The sequence below is a fragment of the Streptomyces sp. NPDC031554 genome, from assembly GCF_055580685.1.
In genome coordinates this window covers 643,995-667,015 of the sequence record NZ_JBVIKX010000002.1, presented here as the reverse complement: position 1 = coordinate 667,015, position 23,021 = coordinate 643,995, and the positions used below count along the sequence as shown (strand labels likewise).

The window sequence follows — 23,021 nt, the reverse complement described above, 5'->3', positions numbered from 1 at the left end:
TGCCGGGCCACGAGTTCCAGCGCCTGCGCCACCTGCACACCGGCGGCGTCCCCACCGGCACCTGAACGCCGGCGAGCCCCGACCCCCGACAGGGGTCGGGGCTCGCCGCTTGCGCCCCACCCGCCCGGCCGGCCGACGGAGCCCCGTCCGCCGTCACGCCGGCCCGGCCACCCGCCGCGTGCGGCCGCCCCGCTGCGCCATGGGCGGCCCGCCCGCCAGACCGGCCCGTCTCGTCAGGGCGGCCCGTCGGGGCGAGGCGTCGTGGGGACGGCGCAGGTGCGGCCGGGCGGCGTCCGTGGGCGTGTGGGCCCCGTGAGGGAACCGCGCATCACGCGTGAACACCGCGCCGACACAGGTGGCATTCGCCACAGCACTGATGCAAAGCATCACCCTCCACCCATCGCCGCGCACCCCGTGATCACGGGCTTTCACCGCGATTCGGCACACCAGAAGGCCTTCAGACGCCCCGTCCGCGGCGACGGACCGCCCCGCATCACCTGTCTATGATCGTTGAAAAGTTGACCTCATCGCGCCTGCAACAGGTCTCCCGCGGCTCTTGGCGACCGCGGGCACCGGCACAGGAGTGGGTCGCGTGGGGGCGACATGGACGAGGAAAGGTGAACCGCATGGCCCTCGGACTGCTCCGGCGTCGGCGCTCCCGCAGCGGTGCCGACGCCGCACCGGACTTCACGCTCCCCCTGCCGGCCGGCGCCGGCGCGTACGGCTGCGAGGTCGTCGATCCCGTGGGGCAGCCCATGGCCGGCGCGGAGGTCACGGTGACGGCGCTGGACAGCCACCGCGTCGTCGCCCACGGCACCACCGACCCGTACGGCCTGTTCATGGCGGCGCTCCCGCCCGGCTCCTACAGCGTGATGGCCGCGGCGGAGGGACTCACCCCGGCCCGCCGCAACGTCGACGTGGCCGCCGGAGCCGTCCTCCCCCCGGCGCGCATCGGGCTGCTGCCCGCCCGTCAGCTGGAACTGCCGCCGCCCGGCACCTGGTTGTTCGACCCGCCGCACACCGCGATCCGCTTCATCGCCAAGCACGTGGGCATGGCCCACGTGCACGGCCGCTTCACCCGCTTCAGCGGCGGCATCCGCACGGCGCCGGACATGGGCGACTCCCAGGTGTCGGTGCGCATCGACGCCGCCAGCATCACCACGGGCAACCGGACCCGTGACAACCACCTGCGTTCGGCCGACTTCCTCGACGTCGAGCGTTACCCGTACATCGATTTCACCAGCACCCGGTTCGTCTACCGGGGCGGCCCCAGGTGGACGCTGAACGGCACCCTCACCATGCACGGCACCAGCCGCTCCGTGGGCCTGGACACGACGTACCTCGGTACGGTGAACGGCGGTTACGAACAGGAACTGCGCTGCGCGGCACTGGCGAAGGCGGAGCTGCACCGCGAGGACTTCACCCTCAACTGGCGCTCGATGCTGGCCCGCGGCATCGCGGTCGTCGGTCCGACCGTGCAACTGGAACTGGACGTCCAGGCGATGTACCGCACCGCCGAGACACCCACGCCCCCGGAGTAGGCGGAGCGAGCCGCTCCGGTGCGCGATGCCCCCACCACGGGGAGGGCGGCACGCTCCGGGTCGCCGCGGCTGTCGCGGCTGTCGCGGCTGTCGCGGCTGTCACGGCTGTCACGAGGGGACGACCGCGTGCACCCCCTACCCCTGCCGCGGCAGCAACAGCACCGCCCCCGCCGGCACCGCCGCCAGCACGGCCCAGGGCACGGCCCCGGCAGGCCCGCGTCGAGCAGGACGCCCGTGCCCGCGCCGCCGGCCAGCACGATCGCCCCGGAGACGGACGACAGCGCGCCCGTGTACAGGCCGACCCGCCCCTCCTCCGCGAGGTCGGGGACCCAGGCCCGCCCGAGGGGTAGCGCTCGGCGACATGGCGCGGTTTCGGCGGGTGCAGGGGCCCGCGGGCGTCGAGCGCGCCGGTGCCGACGCCGTGCCCCCGCCGTCCACGGCGACCAGCAGCGTGTGCCGGGCGGGCACCAGATAGGCGGCGGCCGGGTCGACGATGTCCCCGTGCCAGTGGGGCACGTAGCCGGTGCCGAAGTCGCGGTAGACGGTGTCGAGCATGACGGCTCGGGCACCGTCGAGGTCGTCGGGGCCCGCGGGCCTCACGCAATGGTCATGGCCTTGCACATCACATGCATTAAGCCGAGCACCTTGATCCACCAGGGCACCCTGGGCACTCGAGGCGCACCCCGACCTGTCCACCCGCCCGTCCGCCTCCCCGGCTACTCGACCCCCGTCGCGTCGAGGAGCCGGACCAGGTCTCTGCGTCCGTATCCGAGCAGCCGGGCGCGGTGAACGGCCGTCAGCACCAGGTGCGCGACGGTCGCGCCGGGGTGCCCGTCGCGGTCGTCACCGAGCCACTCCTGCGGTTTCTCGACGCCCAGGCTGTTCATCACCAGTCCGTGCGCGCGACGGATCTCCGCCACGGTGCCCGCGACCGCGTCCAGCAGCGTCCGACCGGGACGCTCGCACTCCAGGGCGAAGCAGCCCCGGTCGACCGGCACGCACCCCTGCGGTGGACGCGCCCGCAGGTCCGCGTACCGCTCGTCCGCGAAACCGGTGGCCTCGAACTCCTCGTGCACCAGGGAGAAACGGTGGAAGCCGGGCGGAACCGGGGGCGGCGGAGGCGTGTACTCCCATCCGGCGTCCTCGTACAACCGTCGCTCGACCTCTTCCGCGTCGGCGTGGGTCACGGTGAGACCCGACGCCTCGTTCCGGCCGGTGGTCGTGCCGTCCGGGTTGCGGTGGAAGACCAGACTCATGTGTGCCCCCGTTTGCCAGCGATGGACGCGTCGCACGCGATGGACGCGACCGGGATTTCCTCGTCCGAGATGCCCTCGTCGAGATGTCCTCGTCACCGGATCAAACGGACCGCCGGCCCACGGCGTGCCCACCTCCGCAGACCTCACCCGAACGTGTGACCAGCCCTCCGGAACGACCGAGGCGCGCTCCACAGGTCGGAGCCAGGTCGCGGCCGACGTACGGGCCCGGGCGGGATCGCCCCTGTTCCCGTGCCGATCCGAACGACGCGGGACGCCGCGGGACGTCACGACCGCCGGCAGGATCGTCCGAAGGAAACGTGTACGCGTGCACGTACAACGACGTCGGGCCCGCCGGGAGTTCACGGGTCGACGACCGCGCACCTCTCGGGCGCCCCGCCCTCGTGCACGGACGGATCTCCGACGCGCCCCGATGCGTTCCGACGACGCGCCCCGGCCGTGTCCCGCGGAGACCTCGGCCCACCTTCGTGACGTCGGACGACGCGTCATCGCCACGGCGAAACCCAGCGCCCCCGCACCCGCACAAACACCGGCACCGGCACCGGCACCGGCATCGGCACCGGCACCGGCACCGGCACCAACCCTCGCCCCCGGTGGTCAGGAAGTTCCACCTGCCCGCGAACTCGTGGCTGAAGCCCGTGGGAGGCGGACGGTGCGGAGCATCCCCCGACCGACCGGGTCGAAGGCTCCCGACCTGGTCGAAGGCGCCGCCTCCGCCCAGGAACTCCGCTTCAGCCCAGGAACTCGTCGACCGTCCTGACGAAGTGGGCCGGGTCGTCCACCCACGGGTGGTGGGACCCCCGCGCCTGGACGACCGTCTCCGCCTTCGGGAACAGCCCGGCGAGCTCGGCCATGGCGCGTGGCGGCGCCGCCACGTCCACCTCGCCGGTGAGCAGCAGCACGGGGACCGTCAGCGCGGCGAGCGCGGCGCGGGTGGCCTCCGGGGCGAAGGCGCCCTCCCCGAAGAAGACGGGAATCGCCTCCTGGTTCTTCTCCACCGCGTCGGCCGCCTGCAGCGCCCGGGCGGTCTCGTCCCAACGCCGGTACCAGAAGGGGGTGATGGCCTCCCACCGCTCGGGATTCCCCCGCCCCTGGGTGACCTCCTCCAGGGCGGCGTAGGCGGCGGCGAACCACGGCTCGCCCTCCCGCCCGCGAACGGCCGCGAGCCGGTCCTCCGACGTGATCTCGATCCCGACGGCCATCACGCTGGGCGTGACCAGCAACAGCCGTGCCACGCGCTCCGGATGACGGGCCGCGTACAGCACGGCGAGGTTCGTCCCGGCGGAGTGCCCCAGGAGGTCCAGCCGCTCCACCCCCAGGTGGACCCGCAGCGCCTCGACGTCGTCGACGAGCCGGTCGCAGCGGTACGACGCCGGATCCCGCGGAACGTCGGACTCACCCGTCCCCCGCAGATCGAGCCGGACCAGCCGCCGGCGGGCGGTCAGCCCGCCGAGGTCTCCCAGGTAGGACGAGGCCCGCATGGGGCCGCCCGGCAGGCAGACCAGCGGCGGGCCGTCCCCGTCCAGGTGGTAGGCGAGCCGGGTTCCGTCGGGCGCGGTGAAAGTGGGCATGCCCGGGAGCCTGTCAGGGGAGGTGGAGTGGGGCAAACACATTGACCGGACCCGCGGATCAAGCCGGACCGAGGGGTCCGCACCGCGACCCGTCACACCGCGGAACGAGGTCACCCCACCTCCCTTCGACCACCTCAAGTGCGACCGATCAGGGTTCGGGCGGCACGACCGGGCCGGAGCCCGGGCGGCGCCATCGCCCGGGAGACGCCGAACCGGGCAAAGTCCCCTGCTTGGCGCATGTGTTGTCCTACGGTGGCGTCATGACGGCGAAGCCCCTTCCCCACCTCACCCCGACCGGCACCTGCTGGTGCGGCTGCACCAAGAAGGTCGGAGCCGGTTCTTTCTTCGCACCGGGCCACGACAAGGTCGCGGAGGCGGCTCTGCTCGCGGTGGAATTCGGTTCGTCGGTGGCCCAGTTGCTCCATGCCCACGGGTACGGGGCCGGCCATTCGGTGAGCGGACGGGCCGTCTCCGAAGGCGTGTGGCAGAAGTGCGCCTCGTGCGACTACGTCGGCGCGCCGGCGAGTATCGCCAACCACGCGAGGAAGCAGCATTCCCCCGCCGCCACCGAGCAGGCTGAAGGGGCAGCGCGGTGACGGTACCGTCGTCCGGCCGACGCGCCGACCTCGAGAGGGCGACGCCTTCCCCGGCCTGGTCGCCGACGCGGTGCCGCGCAACCCGCCGTTCGGCGTCCGCGACTGGGGCCACGACGAGCTGACGCACGACCCGCGCTGGGCGTACGGCGTCCCACCGCGCCCCGAGTCGGAGCCGACGTGGGTGCAGCACGCGCCCGGGGTCGCCACCGGACTCGAACGGCCACCGGGCGATGAACTCACCCCCACCCGGCGCACTGTCAACCGGCCCCTGGCCGCGACGAGAGCGCCAGTCGATCGCAGGCGCCGCACGCCTCGCCAACACCCGCGCACGGACCGGCACACCGGCACAGGTCGGCCAGGGAACCTGTGACAGACCCTGTGGCAGACCCCTTCGAAGTGAACGAGGACATCCGGTGGAGACGCCGTGGCAGGATGTCGACGTTTCACCGGACGGCTGGATGTAGTCAACTCAAGGGGAATATAGGGAAGATGAAGATATTTCGGCGGCGCGGAGCCTCTCAGGACCGGGATCGTACCGAGCAGGCGATCCAGGAGTACCGGACGGCCTACGAACGGGGGCTCGCCGCCGAGCAGAGCCAGGGGCCGGCACAGGCGCTGGCCGAGTTCACGCGGGCGCAGCACGCCCTGGACCGTTTGGACGCCGTCTCCCCGGACCTGCCTGAGGTTCCCCAGGCCAGAGCGGGACTGCTCTACGCCATGGGACGGGCCAGGACTGATGCCGGAGACGTGACCGGTGCAGTCGCAGCCCTGGACCAGGCCGAGGAGCTGTACCAGCGGATGGAGTCGGAGCAGCTCGCCACCCGGAAGGAGGGTGAGCAGCGGGGTGACCGGCAGGAGACGGGCCCCGTTCCCGCGGCCTTGCTGACGGCCGATGTCCGGCTACGAAGGGCCCAGGCCTATGCCGAGTGGGACCGTCCCTTCAGCGCCCTCAGCGATCTGGACATGTCGATCGGTGGGTACATGCGGGCGGGAGCCTTCACCCCCCTCTCGGACCGGTCCGGGGACGCGGCCCGGATCCTCGCGGTCGGGGCGAGGGTCCAACTGCGGGTGGGGGACCATGAACTGGCTCTGGAATGCGGCCAGGAGTCCCTCGCCCGATACCAGGAGATGGGCCGGATCGGCCCTGAGGCGATCCCGTACGCGATCGGTTTCGCCGCCCCGGTCGTCTCCATGCTGGAGGCGGCGCGTGGGCGGTGGGACGCGGCGCTGGCCGTGGACGGCGTGATTCTGGAGGCCGCCGAACTCGGCCGGGTCGGGAGTTCCGGGGCTCATGCCCGGATCGGTGTCCACCTGAGAGAGGCCGGGCGGGACGCGGAGGCGGCCGGACATCTGGCCGTGGCCGCCCGCGGGTCGCATGATCGGATCACGGAGATGGAGCGGGAGTTCGGGTCGGTGCTTGCGCCGAGTCTGCGGGAGGTACTGCTGGAAGCGGAGCGGACGGAGTCCACGAGGCTCGCAGGCGGCGTGCGGGCCGGCGCCCCGGATCCGCTGGAGATCCGGACGCTGCGACTTTCCCTCTGCGGCGGGGACGGAGCCAGGTTCTCGGCCACCGGCCGGATGAACGTGGTCAACGCCGTGCCACGTCAGGTCACTTCGCTCGCCCGGATCGGCCACCAGCTGATCGCATCCGACCGCCTTCCCGCGGCACTGCGCGTCCTCTGGGAGGCACTGCTCCTCTGCGATGCCGCCCGCCGCTGGACCACCTTGAACACCGGCGACTCCACCGTGACCGTGCCGCTGCGCGAGGCCGGGAAGAGCGCCTTGGCCGGAGCGGCCGTTCTCGTCGACACACTGGAACGAGCCGGGGATCCGATGAGCGACGCGCTCACCGCCGACCTGAGGAACGCCAGGGAACGCCTGGGCCTGTCGGCACACTGAGGGTTTTCCGCGTTGACGCTCCAGGGTGGGGGCGGCTGCGGCGATCACTGTCACGGTGACCACCACGGCAACGGCGACCGAAACCGTCACCGCGTCACCTGCCGATCGGGCGAAGGCACAACCCGTTGAGCCGACAGCAGAGTCGAACCCGAGAGAGAACTGCCGCCCTCGTGAGCCGCCGTACGCCCCGGCTCGGCTCGACCACCCATGGGGTCCAGATGGTGCCGGCGGGATCTCCCTTGTCACGTCGTCGGGCCATCCGGTCGGCTTCCGCCGCGCTTCTCGAGATGCCCGACGAATCGATCGCCTCACCTCGCCGCCACCCCTCCGAAGGGGACATGGGCGACATCTAGCGCAAACTCTCTCCTAGTTCCTCCGCGCCACCCGACGCACCGAAATGCAACCGCCGGTTGATCCCCCACACCATGACGAGGGACACTGCCCGGCGGATGCGCGTTCCCGACCGAGCGGCACTCGCTTCGACACCCTCCCGAGCAGGCCGTCGGAAGCCATTTACCTAAGGATTACTGGGCAGTTGGCCTCAGGGTTTCATGGTAGCGTTCCTGCCCGGAGGGACAGTGCAACCTGAAAGGGAAATCGTGAACACGGAGAAGATCGCCGCTCGCCGCCTCTCGCTGGAAGAGGTGACGAAGCTCAGCGCGAAGGACAGGATCTTCGTTTCCGCCGACACGGCAGAACTAAAACTTCCCGACTGCTATGTCCCTGCTTTTCTGACCAAGTCCGGTGGGGATTTCGACGGCGGCTCGGTCACGGCGAGAACCGTATTCCAGGAAGAGGTCTCCTGCCTTCCCGACGACGAGAATGAAGCCGGAATCTACTTGGCCGACGAGAACGGCTCGGCGACCATCGAGGTCCTCCAGTCCGCCGGTGTCGTGCTGGACCTGGCGCTTTTCGTCCCCGGTGGGGACAAGGGTGCCCTCACGGCCCTCTACGCCGCGGTCCGGCAGGCGTTCGGCGCCGACGTCGTGCAGATCTGGCGCCAGGGCCTCAAGGAGGTTCCCGACGTGAAGGTCGACATCTTCGAGGAGCAGATTCCCCGGGGACGCAAGGGGGGCGACAGCCCCAAGCGCGACCGTCGCGCGATCGACACCTACCCCACCCGTGCGGACTTCATCGAGTTCTCCACCGGGTGGAAGCCGGTCGTCGAGGTTCACAGGCCGATCGTCGACGACACCCCGACCATCTGAGGCGGCGCCGCCTCTCGCCCCGGCCCGAGGGAACACCGAGAACGCATACACCGGACCTGGTCACTCCCTGAGCGGCCCGGGGAACCGTCGGAAAGCAACTCACGAACGTCGAAGCGCCGTTCCGCTCGGCGACCTCGCGAGACAGCCCGCCTGACCAAGATCAAATCCTGAAGTCGTTCCGCGACGGCCCTCAGGGCCTCGGCGTGGTCGAATGACGTCCACTTCACGCTGGGGCGAGGTCGGGGAGCGTGAGGGGTCGGCGGGCCTCACGCGCGTTGCGGCGACGGCCGGAGGCGACGTTCTTCGCGCCGTTCGGTCGCGGGGCGCCGACGGCGCACCCCGCGCCAGGTCGCCATGGCGCGGGGTGCGCCGTCGGTCCGCCACCGCGCACGCGGTCAGGCAGTCAGGCGATCAGGGAGACGGCCGGCGCGCGTCGCGCCCCTCGCAGCGGGATCATCCGCTCTCAGCCCGAACGTCCGGCCCGGCCGCTCATCCCCTGTACGAGCGTCGTCCGCACCCGCACCCGCTTCTTCAGCCACGCGGGGGACCATCCCTCGGCGCCGTCGGCCGGCTCCGTCCGACGGTGCGCGGAGACGCGGGCCACCGAGGTGCAACGGACACGGGACAGGAACCGTCCGCTCGCACTCCCTTCACCGCAGGTGGTCACGGAACGGACGCCCGCCGAGCACGTCGAAGCCCCGGGGCCACCACTGCCGTAACCTGCAACCGCCTCTTTTCCCTGGCTCGCGCGCTGACGGCCGCACCACCCCAGAAAATGACGGTCATCGTGAGAAGGTTCAGTCCGCCGACGACCGTACCCATGACGAGCAGCACGGCCGAGAAAACAGCGCCGCGCACACCAAAAAACGTGGGTGGCGATCAGCAATCGCCTGGCCGGCTCTTGTTGTCGCGGTGAAATTCCGATCCGATGTGCCTCGTGTCTCCTCTCAGCACCGTCCTGTTGCGCCGATGGCTGTCCATTCGATCGAAGAGTGACCGCACAACACCCGATGCACGGCCACTCGTTCAATCGCCCGGAAATTCCTCGAGGGAGCACTCTCCGCTCTGCGAGCACCACCCACCACGTCGTCACAAGATGGAATCTGACGATTCCGGTGGCTCATGACCGACACGGCGATGACACCGAGAACCCCTCCGACGCTCAACGCCGTGACAAGAGTCGTGACCATTCCTCCTCCTCTCTCGTCTCGACCGTCGTCCGAACGGGAAGTCAACTCCCCCAGACGTAGTCGACGGCCCCTGCCGCCAGTCCGCCGCAGCCGCCTATGGCTTCACCGGCCAGGGCAGCACCGGCCGATTTCGAGGAAAATCCTTTTTAGAGGTTGTCTCACGCGGGCAGGTTCCTGAGTTCCTTGCAGCAGGTCGGGGCGGTGAGCATGGCTGACCACGGCTCCGCCAGTCGTTGCGGACCACGTACGGGATCTTGAGACCATGAGCAGCCCATGGCAGGCTCGTGCCGCGTGATCGATGAGTTCGCGAAAGACAACCTGCACAAGAGACTGCGGCGGGACCGTGAGGCACTGCTCTGGAAGCTCGACGGCTTGTCCGAGCATGACGCGCGCCGGCCTCTGACGGCGACCGGGACCAACATCCTCGGTCTGGTCAAACACGTGGCCACGGTCGAGGCCAGGTACTTCGGTGAGGTCTTCGACCGCCCTTCCCCGGAACCGCTGTGCCGGTGGCAGGACTCCGACGGCAGCGATCAATGGGCGGCCGAGGACGAGACGTGCGATCAGATCATCGGGTTCTACCGGCGCACGTGGGAGCACTCGGACGCGACGATCAACGAGCTTGCCCTCGATGCCCCCGGCCACGTGCCGTGGTGGTCGGAGCCTTGTCCGAACACGAACCTGTTCGCCGTCATGGTTCATGTCCTCGGCGAGACCATCCGGCACGCCGGGCACGCCGACATCCTGCGCGAGGGTGTCGACGGTCGGACCGGGGTGCGCGCCGAAAACGAGCAGCCGATCGACGAGGAAGCCCGTGCAGCCTACTTCGCGAAGATCGAGCAGGCCGCCAGGACGGCCGCATCGACCAAGGTTTGGACGACGGGTACCAGCAACGGCCACTGATGCACTCCGTCCGCCGCCCGGGGCACGATCCCCGGTCCGGGCTGGTCGATCGTCCCCGGACGGAGCCCCGGTCCCGGCCCGGGTGTGGGAGTGGGCCGGGGCGCGGCCCGGGCCTGCCGCTGGGCCGCCGCGGGGCTGGAACCCGGCACACGCTTGAACTTCTTGTTGTCGGGTCTGCCGTGGACGACCGCGCCCGGTTCCGGACCGATCACCTTGTCGCCGTTCACCACGTGGTACGGGCCGCCGATGGTCCGTCCCAGCACCGTGTTCCTCCCGTCGGCGCGCATCCGGTCGGCGTACCGGCCGGGCTCCGCCCACGATCCGCCGGACTGCCGGACGCTGAGCGGCACGGTGGACAGGCCGAGGGAGAAAGCGGAGCGATGGCAGCGCCCCCGCCGGCCCGGCCTCTGTTCTTCGACAGCCGGGGCGCGAAGATCCTCTCCTTCCAGAAGCTCGCGAACCGGATGAAGGCGGCGAGAGCCGACGGCATCGTCGTGACGTCGTGATTCCGACCCGCGTCTCCCCGAGGTCCGGCCCCCGCGTCCCGTCGTGCCGCGACGGAGACGCGGCGCGCCCGCTCGCTGCTCCTCGTCGCGGCCACGCGCGCCCGACAGCCTGGGCGTCTTCCGGCACGGGGAGCCGAGCCCGTTCCTCGAAGAGCTGATCAGGGTCCGGCCGCCGGCGCGGCGCGACCGTGCCCACGGGTGGCGCCACGGTGCGCCGCGACTACCACGGCGGTCACCGCAGTTACCGCGGCTACCGCGGATACCGCGGCACGACAGGCCCCTGAGACACGAGGAACGGCCGCCGGGGGTCCTCCGGCGGCATCGGGCACCTTACCCGGAGGCGGTTCCGCGGGCGCTGGGGCCCCGAAGGCCAGTCTTACGTGAAAGCGTTGGTTAACAGCTTGACGCGAAGAAGGTGCGTACATAATGATCACATGTGTTCGAACGGCGCGGCTCCCGCGTCCGGTCGACCGGGCGGGAGGCGCGCTTGCCCCCCGACGTACGATCCAGGGCAACTCGCAGCGAGGACACTTCAGATGAACGACGCGTCACTCTCCTTCCAGCTCCTCCCCGGCGCCCCCGACTCCCCCGTGATCCTCCACGTCCCGCACTCCTCGCGGGCGATACCGGCGGCGGTGCGGCAGGACATCGTCCTCGGCGACGCCGCGCTGGAGCGGGAGCTGGACCACATCACCGACTCGCACACGGCGGAGATCGCGGCGGCCGCCGCGGCGCGCTGCGCCACCGCGCCCTGGCGGTTCGTCAACGGGCTGTCCCGGCTGGTCGTCGACCCCGAGCGGTTCCCGGACGAGCGGGAGGAGATGCTGTCGGTCGGCATGGGCGCGGTGTACACGCGGACCACGCACCGGGAGGAGCTGCGCCCCGCCGGGTACGACGGGCGGGCGCTCGTGGAGCGGTACTTCGAGCCGTACGCCGCCGCCATGACCGCCGCGGTGACGGAGCGGCTGGCGGCCGTGGGGCGGGCGGTGGTCGTCGACGTGCACTCGTACCCGACCGCGCCCCTGCCCTACGAACTGCACGGTGACGGCCCGCGCCCGCCCATCTGCCTGGGCAGCGACGGTTTCCACACCCCCGAGGAGCTGCGGCTCGCCGCCGAGCGGGCGTTCGCCGGCTTCGGCGGCACGGGGATCAACAGCCCCTTCGCCGGTACGTACGTCCCGCTGGCGCACTACGGGAAGGACCCGCGGGTCAGCGCCCTGATGATCGAGATCCGCCGGGACGTCTACATGACCGAACCGGGCGGCCCGGCCGGCCCCGGCCTGGACGCCCTCGCCGACGCACTCGCGGACCTGGTCGACGCGGTGAACACGGCGTGAGCACTGCGTGGGCACGGCGGAAGCACGGCGTGAGCACGGCGTGGGCACGGCGGGAAAGCGGTACGACGGCGTCCGCCGGGCACTGAACCGAGCACCGGGAGCCCGGCCCTCGGCCGACTCCCGGACGGCTCCCGGGACGGGCCGAGGCGTATGTCTGCTTCCTATCCCCTTTGCAGGTCCGCGCGGTTCACCCGGGACAGGAGCGGCGGTTCCGACTCCCCCTCGTGGCCGAGGTGGAGTTCCTGCCGTGCCCGGGTGGCCATGACGTAGTAGGACATCCGCAGTGCGGCGGAGGTCGGATCGGTCGCCGCGTCCTCGTGGGTGTCGGGGATGACGACCGTGTCGAACCCCAGTCCCTTGGCACTGCGGCGGTGCACGATCACGATGCCGGGCCGGCCGAGGTCGAGGTTGCGGTAGAGGCTGCCCTTCGAATCCGACGTGTACAGCTGGGGCTTGAGGCGCGGCGCCCGTCTCTGGATGCTGCCCAGCAAGGAGAACTGGGTGTGCTTGGAAGCGGCGATCACCCCGATGCTCTTCTTGGGCTGGGTCTCGGCCAGCAGGATCAGCAGGTCCGCGACGCCGCGCTCGTGGAAGCGGTGCAGGCGCGGCGGCGGTCCCTGGCGGCCGGGCAGGGCGGGTGTGCCGGGGCCGGTGTGGAAATGCGCGGCGAAGGCCGCGATCTGCTCGGTGTTGCGGTGGTTGCCGCCGAGGTCGTGCCGGGTGCACCGGCCGAGGTTGCGGGCGATCTCGCCGAGGGTGGAGTTGGTGTCGGTGAGCCGCTGGCACTCGTCCGCGAAGATGGTCGTACGGGCCCCCACCATGCGGCAGAGCAGGTAGAACTCCGGGGGGAGGTCCTGGCCCTCGTCGACGACCAGGGTCGGGCCGGTGGCCGCCGCGGGGTCCGCGGCGCGGTTGAAGAGGGCGTCCCAGTCGTACCAGCCGTCGCCGCCGCCGGGCGGTGCGGCGCCGTACCACTCGGCGAGCCAGCGGTGGGCGGTCATGACGCGGACCGAGCGGTCCGCGGGCCCCAGGGCGTGCGCCGTCCCGGCGAGCGACTGGCGCAGCAGGTTCGAGTAGGTCAGCAGGACCACCGGTGTTCCGGTGAGGGCGAGCATGACGGCCCGCTGTGCGGCCAGGACGCTCTTGCCGCTGCCCGGCGGACCGCTGACCAGGTGGTTGCCGTCGAAGGGCAGGGCGTCGAGACCGGCCCGCTGGTCGGGGTCGAGGTCGAGGTAGGTGACGGTCACGGCTGCTCCAGGGCGGTGGCCGCGGCGGCGCGGGCCGCGGTGACGAGGGACTGCAGGTAGCCGGGGACGTGTTCACCGCCGACGACGAGGGCGCGGTCCAGGAGGGAGTTGCCGGCCTCGCAGCTGGTCTCCGGGAGCAGGGCGCAGGCGTGGCAGGCGGCCCGGTTGAGGTTGCCGAAACCCTGCCCGGAGTGTTCCGCGCAGAGGGGGTCGGCGGAGCACCAGGCGGCCGCCTCGGTCATCCGCAGCAGCGTCTCGGCCAGCCGCGGGGGCTCGCCCTGGCGGACGAGTCCGCCCAGGGTGCCCTCGGCGTCCCCGGCGGCGGTGTAGACGAGGATGCCGTACTGGTCCTGCTCGGGGCGGGCGTAGATCCGTTCGCGCAGGCTCGCGGTCGTGTATCCGGACTCGAAGGACAGCTGGCGGATGAGGAGGTGGGCGAGGGTGTGCAGGAGGACGAAGCGGGGGGCGAGGCCGGGCCCGGTCACGCTCTCCAGACGGTCCTTCTGGAACGAGCGGTCGAGGTCCGCCCGCATTCCGGCGACGCGTCGGCGCACCTCCGTGTGCTCCTCCCACTCCCCGAGCGCGTCGTGGTCGAGGGTGAGGAGGACGCCCTCGCCGAAGACCTCGACGGCGGGCAGCCACTTCAGGCGCCGGGAGGTGTCGGCGGGGACGACGGTGGCGTCCGGGGAGACCCGGGTGAAGCCGGACAGGGCGCGGACCTCGCGGAGCCGGTCGGCGAGGACCACGCGGCCGAAGCGGCGGGCGAGCCCAGCCCACGGTTCGGCGGTCTCCCCCGCCAGGCCGAGCGTGGTCTCGCGCAGGGCGAAGTCACGGGTGGCGGGCGGGACGGGCGCCATGAAGGCGGCCCACTCCTCCCGGCTCAGGTCGGGCCGTGCGGAGCCCTCGTGAGCGGCGGTCGGGGCGGTCGGGCTCGTGCCGCCCGTCTCCTCGGCCAGGAGTGCGTCCAGCAGCGCGTCGTCGGCTCCCGTGTCCTCCTGGATCATCTGCCGGAACAGGACGGCGCGCGGTGAGGCCGCGTCCCGGCAGAGCGACACCCACAGGTGGTGTTCCCGCACCTGGTCCGCGAGTGCGTCGTCGGTGTGCGCGGGGACGTCGGTCTCGGGGATGTCGAGCGCGGAGTGCACGATCGGGTAGTAGAGGTTGCCGGCGGTGCGCTGCACGATCTGCACGGGCCTCGGGCACTGCACGGCCTCGCTCGCGCGCTGCCACGGGTTGCGCCCCGAGCAGCGCATGCCGTGGGTGCCGAGGATGTCGAGCAGGTCCCGGGCGGCGCCGCAGCCCTTGGCCGTGCAGGCGACGGAGAGTGCTTCGAGGCCGGAGGCCCTTTCGGAGACGAGGAACCGCAGTTTCTCGCGCTCCCCGCACTGCCGGCGCTCGCCTCCGTCGCGCCGCGAGTGCGCCCAGAACCACCAGTCGACGTCGCCGAGGTGCCCGGCCTGGCAGATCTGCACGAACCGCATCGGCGCCAGCGTCCGCACGGGGGAACAGGACGGGCAGCGCGGCGCCTGGCCGCGCTTCTCGTCGGCGATCCGCCACCGCTTCATCCGTCGGCAGGCACCGCAGAACAGCCAGGAGGGGAAGCGGATGTACGGCGCTCCGGGCGCGTCGGCGACGTCGAAGCGGTCGTTGGCGGTGGCGGGCGCGGCGTGGAAGCCGGAGACACCGAGGCGGTCCGCGAGCCGGGCCGCCTCGATCGGCTGCCTGCCGCGGGACGGCCAGTCGCCGATGCCGGTGGCGACGAACGACTCGCCCTGGACGTCGAAGACGGCCCCGGCCCCGAAGGGCACCACGGTCTGCGACTGGCGTACCCGGAGTGTGCGGCTCACAGGTCGGCTCCCTTCACCGTCACCTGGCATTCCCGGTCGACGTTGCGCATGGAATTGGGTGTCTCCCACAGGCCGTGGACCTGCTCGAAGCTCTTGATGAGGTGGGACCGGCCCTTGCCCTGACTGCGGTAGTACAGCTCGCGGCCGTCCTTGCGGGCCTGACGCGCGAGGTCCTCCCAGTCACCGAGCAGCCCGGCGAGCTCCTTTCGCACCGCGTCGCCGGATCCCGGTTCGGCGGTCTCGGCCCGGGCGGCCAGCTCGTCCACGAGTGCTTCCGTCTCGTGGGTCCGGTCGAGGATCAGGCCGGCCTGGTTCTCGGCCGCGAGTCCGATCCGGTGCCGTACGAGGACGACGAGCACGGCGTGCAGGGCGCGGCGGCGGGAGGGCACGGACCAGGGGGTGACGCTGGTCGGCTCGACGTGCCGGTAGAGGGCACGGTGGTACACGTCGAAGGTCTCGTAGTGCGAACGGTCCCTGGGCCGGGTGGCGTTGAAGAAGGTCACCACCAGGCCGGGGACGGCGTGGCGGCCCACGCGGCTGGTGGCCTGGATGTACTCGGCGGTCGTCTTGGGCTGGCCCTGCATCAGCATCAGCGCGAGCCGCTTCACGTCGACGCCGACGGACAGCATGTTGGTGCAGGGCAGGAAGGACACGGTCTTCGTGTCGTCCCAGCTCTTCTCCAGCCGGTCCAGCAGCACGGGCTGTTCGGAGCGCGGCAGGTTGCTGGTGAGCTCCTCGACCTGCTGGTCCGGCAGGGGGCGCACGCCCCTGCCGGAATCGAGTCCGGCGAGCTGGGCGGGGATGTCGTCGGCGGCGGCGGTGACCGTGCGGCCCAGTTCGCGCAGGCTGTGGTGGTAGGCGACGAGGGTCCAGTAGGCGTCCCGGTGCTCCTCGGGCAGTTCCCACGCGCCCTGGAGCAGGGCGGCGGCGGTGGCGACGGAGGCGCGGCCGGCGGTGTGCCCCTGGGCCATGACGCCGACGTAGCGGCGGCCCGGCCGGGAGGTGTCGGGCTCGGCGAAGTAGGAGTGGCGGGCATCGAGTCCGGCGGGCGGGAAGAGCTGGACGTCTCCCCCGTAGAGGGCACGGACCTGCTCGCCGGAGCGGCGGATGGTGGCGGTGGACGCCACGACCTTGGGTCCGGTGCCGTCCGGCGCGGTGCACAGCCCGAGGACGGCGGCCTCGTAGAGGCCGACGGTGGTGCCGAGCGGGCCGGTGAGCAGGTGCAGCTCGTCCTGGATGACGAGGGACGGCGGCCGGTTCCCGGTGCCGGCGCCGAAGAGCCGTCCCGCCCGCTGCTCCCAGGCGAGACGGGCGAACTTGTCGACGGTGCCGAGGACGAAGGTGGGCGGACGGTCGTACAGCTGCTCGTCCACGACGGCGACGGGCAGCTCGTCGTGGAAGAGGCAGGCGTCCCTCGGGCAGAAGAAGGCGAAGGAGTCGGCGGCGGCACGCACCCCGTAGTCGCCGATGTCGGGCGACTTGTGGGCGGGCAGGATGCGCGTGCCGCACCACGGGCAGCGGTCCAGGATGAACACGTCGTCGGGGATCGCGGCCTGCCGCGCGTCGGCGAAGTCGCGGCGCGCCTTCTCGTAGCTGTTCGCGGTCGTCGCCTCGCCGACCCACAGCCCGATGGAGAACGGCTCCTCGCCGTAGGCGCCCGGGTCGGCCCGGCGCATGGACTCCAGGGCGCACACGGTCGTCGCGGCACGCTGGAACTGCTGTGTGGTCAGCAGGCTGAGCGTGTACCGGCTGAGCACGGCGGTGCCCGCACCGTCGGGCTCGCCCCGGCGCAGCACCATCACGAACGCGGACAGCAGCAGGTACGCCTCGGTCTTGCCACCACCGGTCGGGAACCAGATGAGGTCCGTGACGGCACGGTCCGCGTGCCGGGGGTCGACGGCGCCGTCGACGGCCAGCAGGAAGAACGCGAGCTGGAAGGGGCGCCATCGGGCGTCCGCGTACGGTTGCGGATCCGGCGGTACACCGTCGTCACGGCGGGGACGCCGGGTGCCGGCGAGGTCGGCGGCGGAGTGCCGCATCTGCAGCGCCATGGCGTGGTTGGCGGCCCGGAAGGCGCGCAGCAGTTCGGGGCGCCGGGGGTCGCAGAGCGTGCGGACGCCGGACTCGATGCGGGAGACCGCGGCGCCGATCCGTCCGAGGACGCGCTCGGCGGCCTCGCGCCCCCACTCGGGCACCTCGGTGTTGAGCTGACCGACGTACCAGGCCCGGTAGGCGGAGGCGAACTCCGCCAGTTCTTCATGGAGTTGGCCGGCGGAGACGGCCGGGTCGGCGAGGTGGACGAGGCTGAGCACGGGGGTGTCGGTGAGTCCGGCGGCTCGTACGCCCGTGACCTCCGCCTCGGGCATGACGGCCGCCCGCAGGCCCGTCACCGCCTGCCCGTCGCCGTCCCGCAGTTCCTCGACGGCGCATCCGTGGCCGACGGCGTGGGTGCGCACGTGGCGGTACTGCAGGCGTAGTTCCTGTTCCTCCGGGTCCCTGCTGGCCAGACGGACGCTCGGGTACTGGAGCACTTGCCCGTCGACGGGCCGTGCCCGCAGCTCCACCTGGAACAGCATTCCGTCCCAGTGGGCGTTCCTGCCGACGGCGGGGTCGTGCCGAGCCGCGTTGACGAGGGCGACGGTGACGAGCTTCCCGCTGCCGAAGTTCCTTCGCCTGACGCGGAGTTCGGCCCGCGCGTCCAGCACGGAGATCTGGTCCCGGCCGGGGCCGAGGAGGTGCGTCTCCGCCGGCAGCACGACCCGCTGCCACGTCCGGCCGCGCTGACCGCTGCGCGACCGGGTCAGGTAGCGGGCGGCGGAGCACTCGACCTCGAGGGTCTCGGCGTCGGTGTAGAAGGTGAATCCCAGGGAGGACGGCAGCCAGGAGTTCGACTCCGGCACGGGGTCGCCCGCCGGTGCGGCGTCCTCGGCCCCCCGCTCGGTGCCCGCCCCGTCGAACTCCTCCTTGGCGAGGTCCAACTGCCCCTGCAGGTCTGCTTCCTGCGGGTAGAGGGTGCCCATGAGGTACTGCCGGTCGGGTGGCGCGTCGAGCGTCTCGTCGTCGCCGTGGACCGGACCGACGAGCTGCCGCCGCAGGTAGGAGACGAGTTCCTGTCTGGGGTCCATGGCATTCCTGGTGTTCTCGGGAGGGGAGGAGAAGGGGACGGGTGGGTGGCCGGCGGGCTCAGGACCGGCGCCGGCGGTCCCGGAAAAGGCCACGGCCGCGGTCCGCTTCCTGCGCCGCGGCCAGTTGTGCCCGGGCCTCGTCGAGCTGTGTCTGCAGATCGGTGATGCGGAGCCAGGAGTCCTGCTCGCTCCGGTCGATGCGTCGGACCGCCTCCTGCTCGGCCTCCTCGGCACGCCGCCGGGCCGCCTCGACGAACAGGTCCCGCTGCGCGACGGCCGCCTCGGCCTCGCGCAGCCGCGCCTCCGCTTCGGCGATCCGCACCCGGGCGCCCTGGCGGTACTCCTCCCGCGCCGACGCGGTGGCGCGTTCGCGTTCGTCGAGGGCCGCCTCGGCCTTCCGCACGCGGGTCTCCAGCTCGGCGACCCGCGCTTCGGCGGCGCGTTCGCGTTCGGTGACGGCCGCCCGGGCCCGCGCCAGCAGCGACTCGAGGTCCGCGATACGGGATTCGGCGCCCTCGCGGTACTGGCGCAGGTGAAGCTCCAGGGCCTGGGCCCGGTCCTGCTGGGCCTCCGCCGACCGAACGGACTCCTCGGCCGCTTCGGCCCGGCGCACCGCAGTCACGTACGACTCGTGGTACCGCGCCTTGAGCTGTGCGATGCGCTGCTCGGCCTCGGCGCGGAGACGCCGTTCGTGGCGGAGCATCATCGTGTCCATGCGCGTGAGCAGCACGTCCTCCCAAGCGCCGATCTCCTGCTCGGCCTCGGCGCGGGCTGCGGCGAGGCGCTGCTCGGCGGCCTGCTGCTCCTGCGCGAGGCGGCTCTCGGCCGCCTGCCGCGCCTCGCTGAGCCTCTGGTCGCGGACCCGGCACTCTTCCGCGAGGCGTAGTTCGGCGGACTCACGCTGCTCGGCGAGTCGTCGCTCGTGCTCCTCCTTGAGACGCGCCTCACGCAGCTCGTACTCCTCCCGGAGAGCGGTGTGCGGGCTCTGTGCCGCCGATACGCCGACGAGGGCGGCCCGGACCTCCGGCGCCTCGGCTTCCGGCGCCTCAGACTCCGTCGCCCCGGCCTCCGGCGCCTCAGACTCCGTCGCCCCGGCCTCCGGCGCCTCAGACTTCGTCGCCCCGGCCTCCGCCACCTCATCGGCGACCTGCTGATCACCGGGCGGTGCCGCGGACTCGCCCGCGCCGGTCCGGTTCCCCTGGAGCGCACTCGCTTCGCTGGTCACCGGCGCCTGCGCGTCCTGTTCTCCCGCCTGCGCCTCGACGAACTCCCGCAGGGCGTCACGGACGGCGATGCGCGACTCACCGCGCACCAGAGGTCGCTCGGCCAGATACTTCCGCGGAGTCACCCCACGGAGCACCTCGGCGGGCCGTTCGAAGAAGTGCTCGGGCCTGAGCCCCAGTTCCCTGACCGTGTCGAAAACACCCCTGAGCACGTCGAGCGCCTTGAGCACATCGCGGTCGAGCATCCCTCGCTGCCACGCGGCGCGGGCCACGGTGTCGGCGGCGGACGAGCCGAGCAGCATCCCCAGTTGCAGGTGTCCCACGGCCAGCAGCGCGTACTCGGCGAGCCAGGCGACCTCCCCGCCGAACGGCGGCCGGACCAGCGCCGTGGCCCGGGCCCAGTCGGCCGTGAACCGCGGTCTCCCGGCGGCCTCGGCCCCCTCGACACCGGTCCGCGCCAAGAGTTCGGAGCGAGGCGACTCGGTGACCACCGGGACCGGCCCGGCCTCCACCACGGTGACGTCCGCGCCGGGTGCTGCGGACGCGTCGGTCGTATCCGCCGCCGGCTCCGCGACCGCGTCGGGCGCCGAGGTCACCGCCCCGACGTCAACGGCCCGGCCGGCGTCCGCGCCCCCTTCCCCGCGCGGAACCGCCTCGCCCTCTGCGCGCACCTCGTCCCGCACGCCTTCTTCAGCCCTCGCCGCCGCCTCCTCGGGCTCCGGCATCCCGACCACGACCGGCATCTCGGCGGCCGGCGCGTCTTCGCTCACCCGGCCGGCCTCGGTCCGCGCCGGCACCGCGCTGATCCCCTGTGCCGTCCCCGCCGCCCGGGCGATCCGCTCCGCTCTCGCCCTTCGGAGGGCGAGTTTCGCGCGGGCGGTGCGCGCCGCGTGGGTGGCGCGGGCGAGCCGGGCCTGACGTACCGCCTCGGCCGCCCGCTCTGCCGCCCGTTCGGCCTTCTCGCACGCGGCGTCCAGGCCGACGAGTCCCGCCTCGCGCACCCGCTCCCGCAGCACGGGCCGGGCCTTCCCCTCGATCTGCCGGATGCGTTCCCGGGTGACGCCGAACTCGCGTCCGAGGTCGTCCAGCGTCGAGGGTTCGTCCCCGTCGAGGCCCAGCCGCCGTACGAGGATGCGGGCCTCCCGCTCGGTGAACGTGTCCACCACGGCCAAGACATCCTCCGCGAACAGGGCCCCCACCACCTGCCGCTCCACCGACGGCAGAACGTGCGTCTTCCCCACGAGGTCCGCCAGGGTCGCGCCGTCGCCGATGACACGGTCCAAGGAGTCGGTGCGGCGGGTGAGGCGCCGGATCTCCTGCACCTTCCGCAGGGTCATGTCGCACCGCACCGCGACGTCGGCGTCGCCCGCGTGCCGCCCCTCTGCGGCGAGGGCGCGTTCGGCCCTGGACACCTTCCGCATCTGCTCGTGCATGTGCACCGGGACGCGGATGACGGCGCCCTCGTCGGCGACGGCCCGGGTCATGGCCTGCCGGATCCACCAGGTGGCGTACGTGGAGAACTTGAAGCCCTTGGAGGGGTCGAACTTCCGGGCCGCCCTGAGCAGACCGAGGAAGCCGTGCTGGAGCAGGTCCTCGTAGTCGAGCCCTTGTTCCAGGTGGTGCCGCACCAGGGAGTGCACGAGTCGCTGGTTGTGCACCACGAGGCAGTCGCGAGCGCGGATCCTGAGGTCTTCGGGAGGGAGAGCCTTCAGCTCGTCCTCCTCCGGTTCCCGTGTGATGCGGTCCGGCCCGCCCCGCAGCAGCACGGCCAAGCCGACCTCGGCCTGTGCGCTCAGCAACCGGCTGCCGGGGCGCCGCACCCGTCGGTCGGTGTCCAGAACGGCGTGCGCCGCGGACACCGCCTCCGCGAGGTCCCCTTGCGGCGGGTCCCCCGCAGGCGGGTCCTCGTCCGGTCCTTCCTCCGGGTCCGGCGCATCGGTCTCGGCGTCCTCCGCATCGTCGGACGTGTCCGGCTCGTCGGCCTCCTCGCCGTCCCCGGCGCCCGGCTCCCCTTCCGTGTCCCGTACCGGCGTCTCCGCACGGAGCTGAGCGGCCTCGCGCGCGTCGAGTCCGGCCAGCCGGGCCACGCCGTCGACGGCCTCAGGGGTCACGTATCCGTCGGCGTCCGCGTAGCGGGCCAGCAGGTTCCGCACGAGCGACAAGCGGGGGAACACATTTTCCCCACGCATCTGCGCAACCTTTTCACCATTCGACCGGTCGTCTTCCGTGTGCATGTGCAGTTCCCCCACGGGCAGCCCCAGCCGGGCCAGTTCCTGGCGCAGCCGTTCCCGCTCGGCAGCCCCCAGCGCGAGCGCTCGCGCACCCTCGGCGAAGACGTGCTCCGGGACGACGCCGTCCACGACCCCGCGTCGCAGACGCGCCAGCACCTCACCGAGCGCCGCGCGCAGACCGGGAGATCCGGCGTCGACCGCAGACCACTGCACCATTCGTTCACCCCGCAACTTTCCTCGACCACACGCTAAGTTCAATGTGTTGATGATGTCAACAGATGTACTCCTATCGACTGAACCGCATCTCGTGTACGGTGCAGCCTGCCGCCACTCCCCCTCCGTCACGAGGGGTGAGCGCAGCCGCACGCGAGGGGGCTCCCGTCCGCCGGGCCGGGCAGGACGCGGGAAGACGCACGGAGGACGAAGGGGCAAGGGGCAGCGAGCCGAGAGCGGGTCGACGGCAGGTTCCGCATCAAACAGGTCATCGGCAGAAGCGGCATGGGGGAGGTTCACCGCGCCGAGGACCTGCACGCCCCGTAGGGCCCTCCCGAGCGCACCATGGCCGTCAAGACGATCCTGTGCGGTCACACGGGCGCGCAGATCACCGCGGGCCTCGCCGCCGCGCATGCCGCCGGTGTCATGCACCGCGCCCTCAAGCCGGCGAACGTGATGCTCACGCAGGGCGGCACGGTCAAGATGCTCGACTTCGGCATGGGCGGCATCGTCGACGACCCGGACCAGACCCGGCTGACCAGCACGGGCGTCAGCGTGGGCACACCGCCCGCCACATGGCTCCGGAGCGGTGTCGGGCCGAACAGGTGACCCAGGCCGTCGACCTTCACGCGCTGGGCTGCGTGCTGTACGAGATACCGGTCGGCGTTCCGCCGTTCACCGGCGAGTCCGCGTACGAACGCGCCGACCGGCACGTGAACCAGCAGTAGGCCCCGGTCCGGGCGGTCCGCGGCGAGGCCCCGGCCGAACCGGCACGGCTGGTGGAGCGTCTGCCGGCCGAGGATCCGGCGGACCGTCCCGCCGACTCCACCGCGTGGCGGGAGAACCTGACCGGCTCACCGGACTGCACCCGGCTCAGGCCCTCGTGCCCGCGCAGCGCCTGGACGACGGTCCCGAACGTCCGCAGGCTGTCCGACAGATCCGGTTCCCGCTCGCACTCCCCGCCGGCACCGCCGGTTCGACGTGGTCGGTCGTCATTCGAGGCCCGCCTCCAGGTGCTCACACGCCAGGTCTCTCCCCGAGAACGCCCAGAGTGGCCGGAAGACATTCGTACAGTCCACCGAACGTGTTCATGGACTGACCGACCGTACG

Annotated in this window: 16 protein-coding genes and 2 pseudogenes; 10 read left to right on the top strand and 8 right to left on the bottom strand. The window is 72.0% G+C overall.

Annotated features, from left to right (window positions below):
* Positions 1 to 626: 626 nt before the first annotated feature.
* A complete protein-coding gene (locus ACZ5FU_RS08330; RefSeq protein ID WP_451530856.1) occupies positions 627 to 1,541 on the top strand; it encodes a YceI family protein in 915 nt (304 codons plus the stop codon).
* Positions 1,542 to 1,676: 135 nt separating this feature from the next.
* On the opposite strand, the pseudogene ACZ5FU_RS08325 reads toward ACZ5FU_RS08330, so the two are convergent.
* The 4 genes and pseudogenes from ACZ5FU_RS08325 to ACZ5FU_RS08310 form a co-directional block, all read right to left on the bottom strand.
* Positions 1,677 to 1,888, bottom strand: a pseudogene (locus ACZ5FU_RS08325) (MFS transporter); the annotation flags it as partial.
* Positions 1,846 to 2,096 (bottom strand): annotated as a pseudogene (locus ACZ5FU_RS08320) (GNAT family N-acetyltransferase); the annotation flags it as partial. The pseudogenes ACZ5FU_RS08320 and ACZ5FU_RS08325, both read right to left, overlap by 43 nt.
* A 161-nt stretch (positions 2,097 to 2,257) precedes the next feature.
* Entirely contained in the window at positions 2,258 to 2,797 is a 540-nt protein-coding gene (locus tag ACZ5FU_RS08315) for a hypothetical protein (RefSeq protein ID WP_451530855.1), read from the bottom strand.
* A 749-nt stretch (positions 2,798 to 3,546) separates the two neighbouring features.
* Positions 3,547 to 4,386: an alpha/beta fold hydrolase gene (locus tag ACZ5FU_RS08310; RefSeq protein ID WP_451530854.1), complete on the bottom strand. Its 840-nt coding sequence runs from the start codon at positions 4,384 to 4,386 to the stop codon at positions 3,547 to 3,549.
* Between the two features lie 260 nt (positions 4,387 to 4,646).
* Here ACZ5FU_RS08310 and ACZ5FU_RS08305 point away from each other — a divergent pair, with 260 nt between their 5' ends.
* The 7 genes from ACZ5FU_RS08305 (at position 4,647) to ACZ5FU_RS08275 (ending at position 12,025) form a co-directional block, all read left to right on the top strand.
* The gene (locus ACZ5FU_RS08305; RefSeq protein WP_451530853.1) at positions 4,647 to 4,982 is read left to right on the top strand and encodes a hypothetical protein; all 336 of its coding nucleotides are present in this window, start codon (positions 4,647 to 4,649) and stop codon (positions 4,980 to 4,982) included.
* A 70-nt stretch (positions 4,983 to 5,052) separates the two neighbouring features.
* Entirely contained in the window at positions 5,053 to 5,352 is a 300-nt protein-coding gene (locus tag ACZ5FU_RS08300; protein ID WP_469045086.1) for an N-6 DNA methylase, read from the top strand.
* A gap of 119 nt (positions 5,353 to 5,471) precedes the next feature.
* On the top strand, positions 5,472 to 6,881 hold the full coding sequence (locus ACZ5FU_RS08295; protein WP_469045085.1) for a hypothetical protein: 1,410 nt from the start codon (positions 5,472 to 5,474) through the stop codon (positions 6,879 to 6,881).
* Between the two features lie 599 nt (positions 6,882 to 7,480).
* Positions 7,481 to 8,089 (top strand): hypothetical protein, encoded by a 609-nt coding sequence (locus tag ACZ5FU_RS08290; protein WP_469045084.1) that lies wholly within the window; start codon positions 7,481 to 7,483, stop codon positions 8,087 to 8,089.
* Between the two features lie 1,481 nt (positions 8,090 to 9,570).
* Positions 9,571 to 10,182: a DinB family protein gene (locus ACZ5FU_RS08285; protein WP_451530850.1), complete on the top strand. Its 612-nt coding sequence runs from the start codon at positions 9,571 to 9,573 to the stop codon at positions 10,180 to 10,182.
* Positions 10,183 to 10,562: 380 nt separating this feature from the next.
* The gene (locus ACZ5FU_RS08280; RefSeq protein WP_469045083.1) at positions 10,563 to 10,688 is read left to right on the top strand and encodes a hypothetical protein; all 126 of its coding nucleotides are present in this window, start codon (positions 10,563 to 10,565) and stop codon (positions 10,686 to 10,688) included.
* A 536-nt stretch (positions 10,689 to 11,224) separates the two neighbouring features.
* Positions 11,225 to 12,025: an N-formylglutamate amidohydrolase gene (locus tag ACZ5FU_RS08275; protein WP_469045082.1), complete on the top strand. Its 801-nt coding sequence runs from the start codon at positions 11,225 to 11,227 to the stop codon at positions 12,023 to 12,025.
* 161 nt (positions 12,026 to 12,186) lie between these two features.
* On the opposite strand, the gene ACZ5FU_RS08270 is transcribed toward ACZ5FU_RS08275, so the two are convergent.
* From ACZ5FU_RS08270 to ACZ5FU_RS08255, 4 genes are read right to left on the bottom strand one after another with little or no spacing between them, the layout of a single operon-like run.
* Complete coding sequence (locus tag ACZ5FU_RS08270) at positions 12,187 to 13,272, bottom strand: DEAD/DEAH box helicase (RefSeq protein ID WP_469045081.1); 1,086 nt, start codon at positions 13,270 to 13,272, stop codon at positions 12,187 to 12,189.
* Entirely contained in the window at positions 13,269 to 15,119 is a 1,851-nt protein-coding gene (drmB, locus tag ACZ5FU_RS08265; RefSeq protein WP_469045080.1) for a DrmB family protein, read from the bottom strand. Before drmB ends, ACZ5FU_RS08270 begins: the two co-directional genes overlap by 4 nt.
* A complete protein-coding gene (locus tag ACZ5FU_RS08260) occupies positions 15,116 to 18,244 on the bottom strand; it encodes a helicase-related protein (protein ID WP_469045079.1) in 3,129 nt (1,042 codons plus the stop codon). Before ACZ5FU_RS08260 ends, drmB begins: the two co-directional genes overlap by 4 nt.
* Positions 18,245 to 18,302: 58 nt before the next feature.
* A complete protein-coding gene (locus ACZ5FU_RS08255) occupies positions 18,303 to 21,914 on the bottom strand; it encodes a sigma-70 family RNA polymerase sigma factor (RefSeq protein ID WP_469045078.1) in 3,612 nt (1,203 codons plus the stop codon).
* A 342-nt stretch (positions 21,915 to 22,256) separates the two neighbouring features.
* Between ACZ5FU_RS08255 and ACZ5FU_RS08250 the strand changes: the two genes are divergently transcribed.
* Together ACZ5FU_RS08250 and ACZ5FU_RS08245 are read left to right on the top strand one after the other, a co-directional pair.
* A complete protein-coding gene (locus tag ACZ5FU_RS08250) occupies positions 22,257 to 22,520 on the top strand; it encodes a protein kinase domain-containing protein (protein WP_468834339.1) in 264 nt (87 codons plus the stop codon).
* Positions 22,517 to 22,639 carry a hypothetical protein gene (locus ACZ5FU_RS08245; protein WP_468834342.1) on the top strand — a complete coding sequence of 41 codons (123 nt, stop codon included), beginning with the start codon at positions 22,517 to 22,519 and terminating at the stop codon, positions 22,637 to 22,639. Before ACZ5FU_RS08250 ends, ACZ5FU_RS08245 begins: the two co-directional genes overlap by 4 nt.
* The last annotated feature ends 382 nt before the right edge of the window (positions 22,640 to 23,021 follow it).

Coding starts and splice junctions, on each gene's coding strand:
- ACZ5FU_RS08330 (WP_451530856.1), top strand. CDS start 627: ATGGCCCTCGGACTGCTCCGGCGTCGGCGCTCCCGCAGCGGTGCCGAC.
- ACZ5FU_RS08315 (WP_451530855.1), bottom strand. CDS start 2,797: ATGAGTCTGGTCTTCCACCGCAACCCGGACGGCACGACCACCGGCCGG.
- ACZ5FU_RS08310 (WP_451530854.1), bottom strand. CDS start 4,386: ATGCCCACTTTCACCGCGCCCGACGGAACCCGGCTCGCCTACCACCTG.
- ACZ5FU_RS08305 (WP_451530853.1), top strand. CDS start 4,647: ATGACGGCGAAGCCCCTTCCCCACCTCACCCCGACCGGCACCTGCTGG.
- ACZ5FU_RS08295 (WP_469045085.1), top strand. CDS start 5,472: ATGAAGATATTTCGGCGGCGCGGAGCCTCTCAGGACCGGGATCGTACC.
- ACZ5FU_RS08280 (WP_469045083.1), top strand. CDS start 10,563: ATGGCAGCGCCCCCGCCGGCCCGGCCTCTGTTCTTCGACAGCCGGGGC.
- ACZ5FU_RS08275 (WP_469045082.1), top strand. CDS start 11,225: ATGAACGACGCGTCACTCTCCTTCCAGCTCCTCCCCGGCGCCCCCGAC.
- ACZ5FU_RS08260 (WP_469045079.1), bottom strand. CDS start 18,244: ATGGACCCCAGACAGGAACTCGTCTCCTACCTGCGGCGGCAGCTCGTC.
- ACZ5FU_RS08255 (WP_469045078.1), bottom strand. CDS start 21,914: ATGGTGCAGTGGTCTGCGGTCGACGCCGGATCTCCCGGTCTGCGCGCG.
- ACZ5FU_RS08250 (WP_468834339.1), top strand. CDS start 22,257: ATGGCCGTCAAGACGATCCTGTGCGGTCACACGGGCGCGCAGATCACC.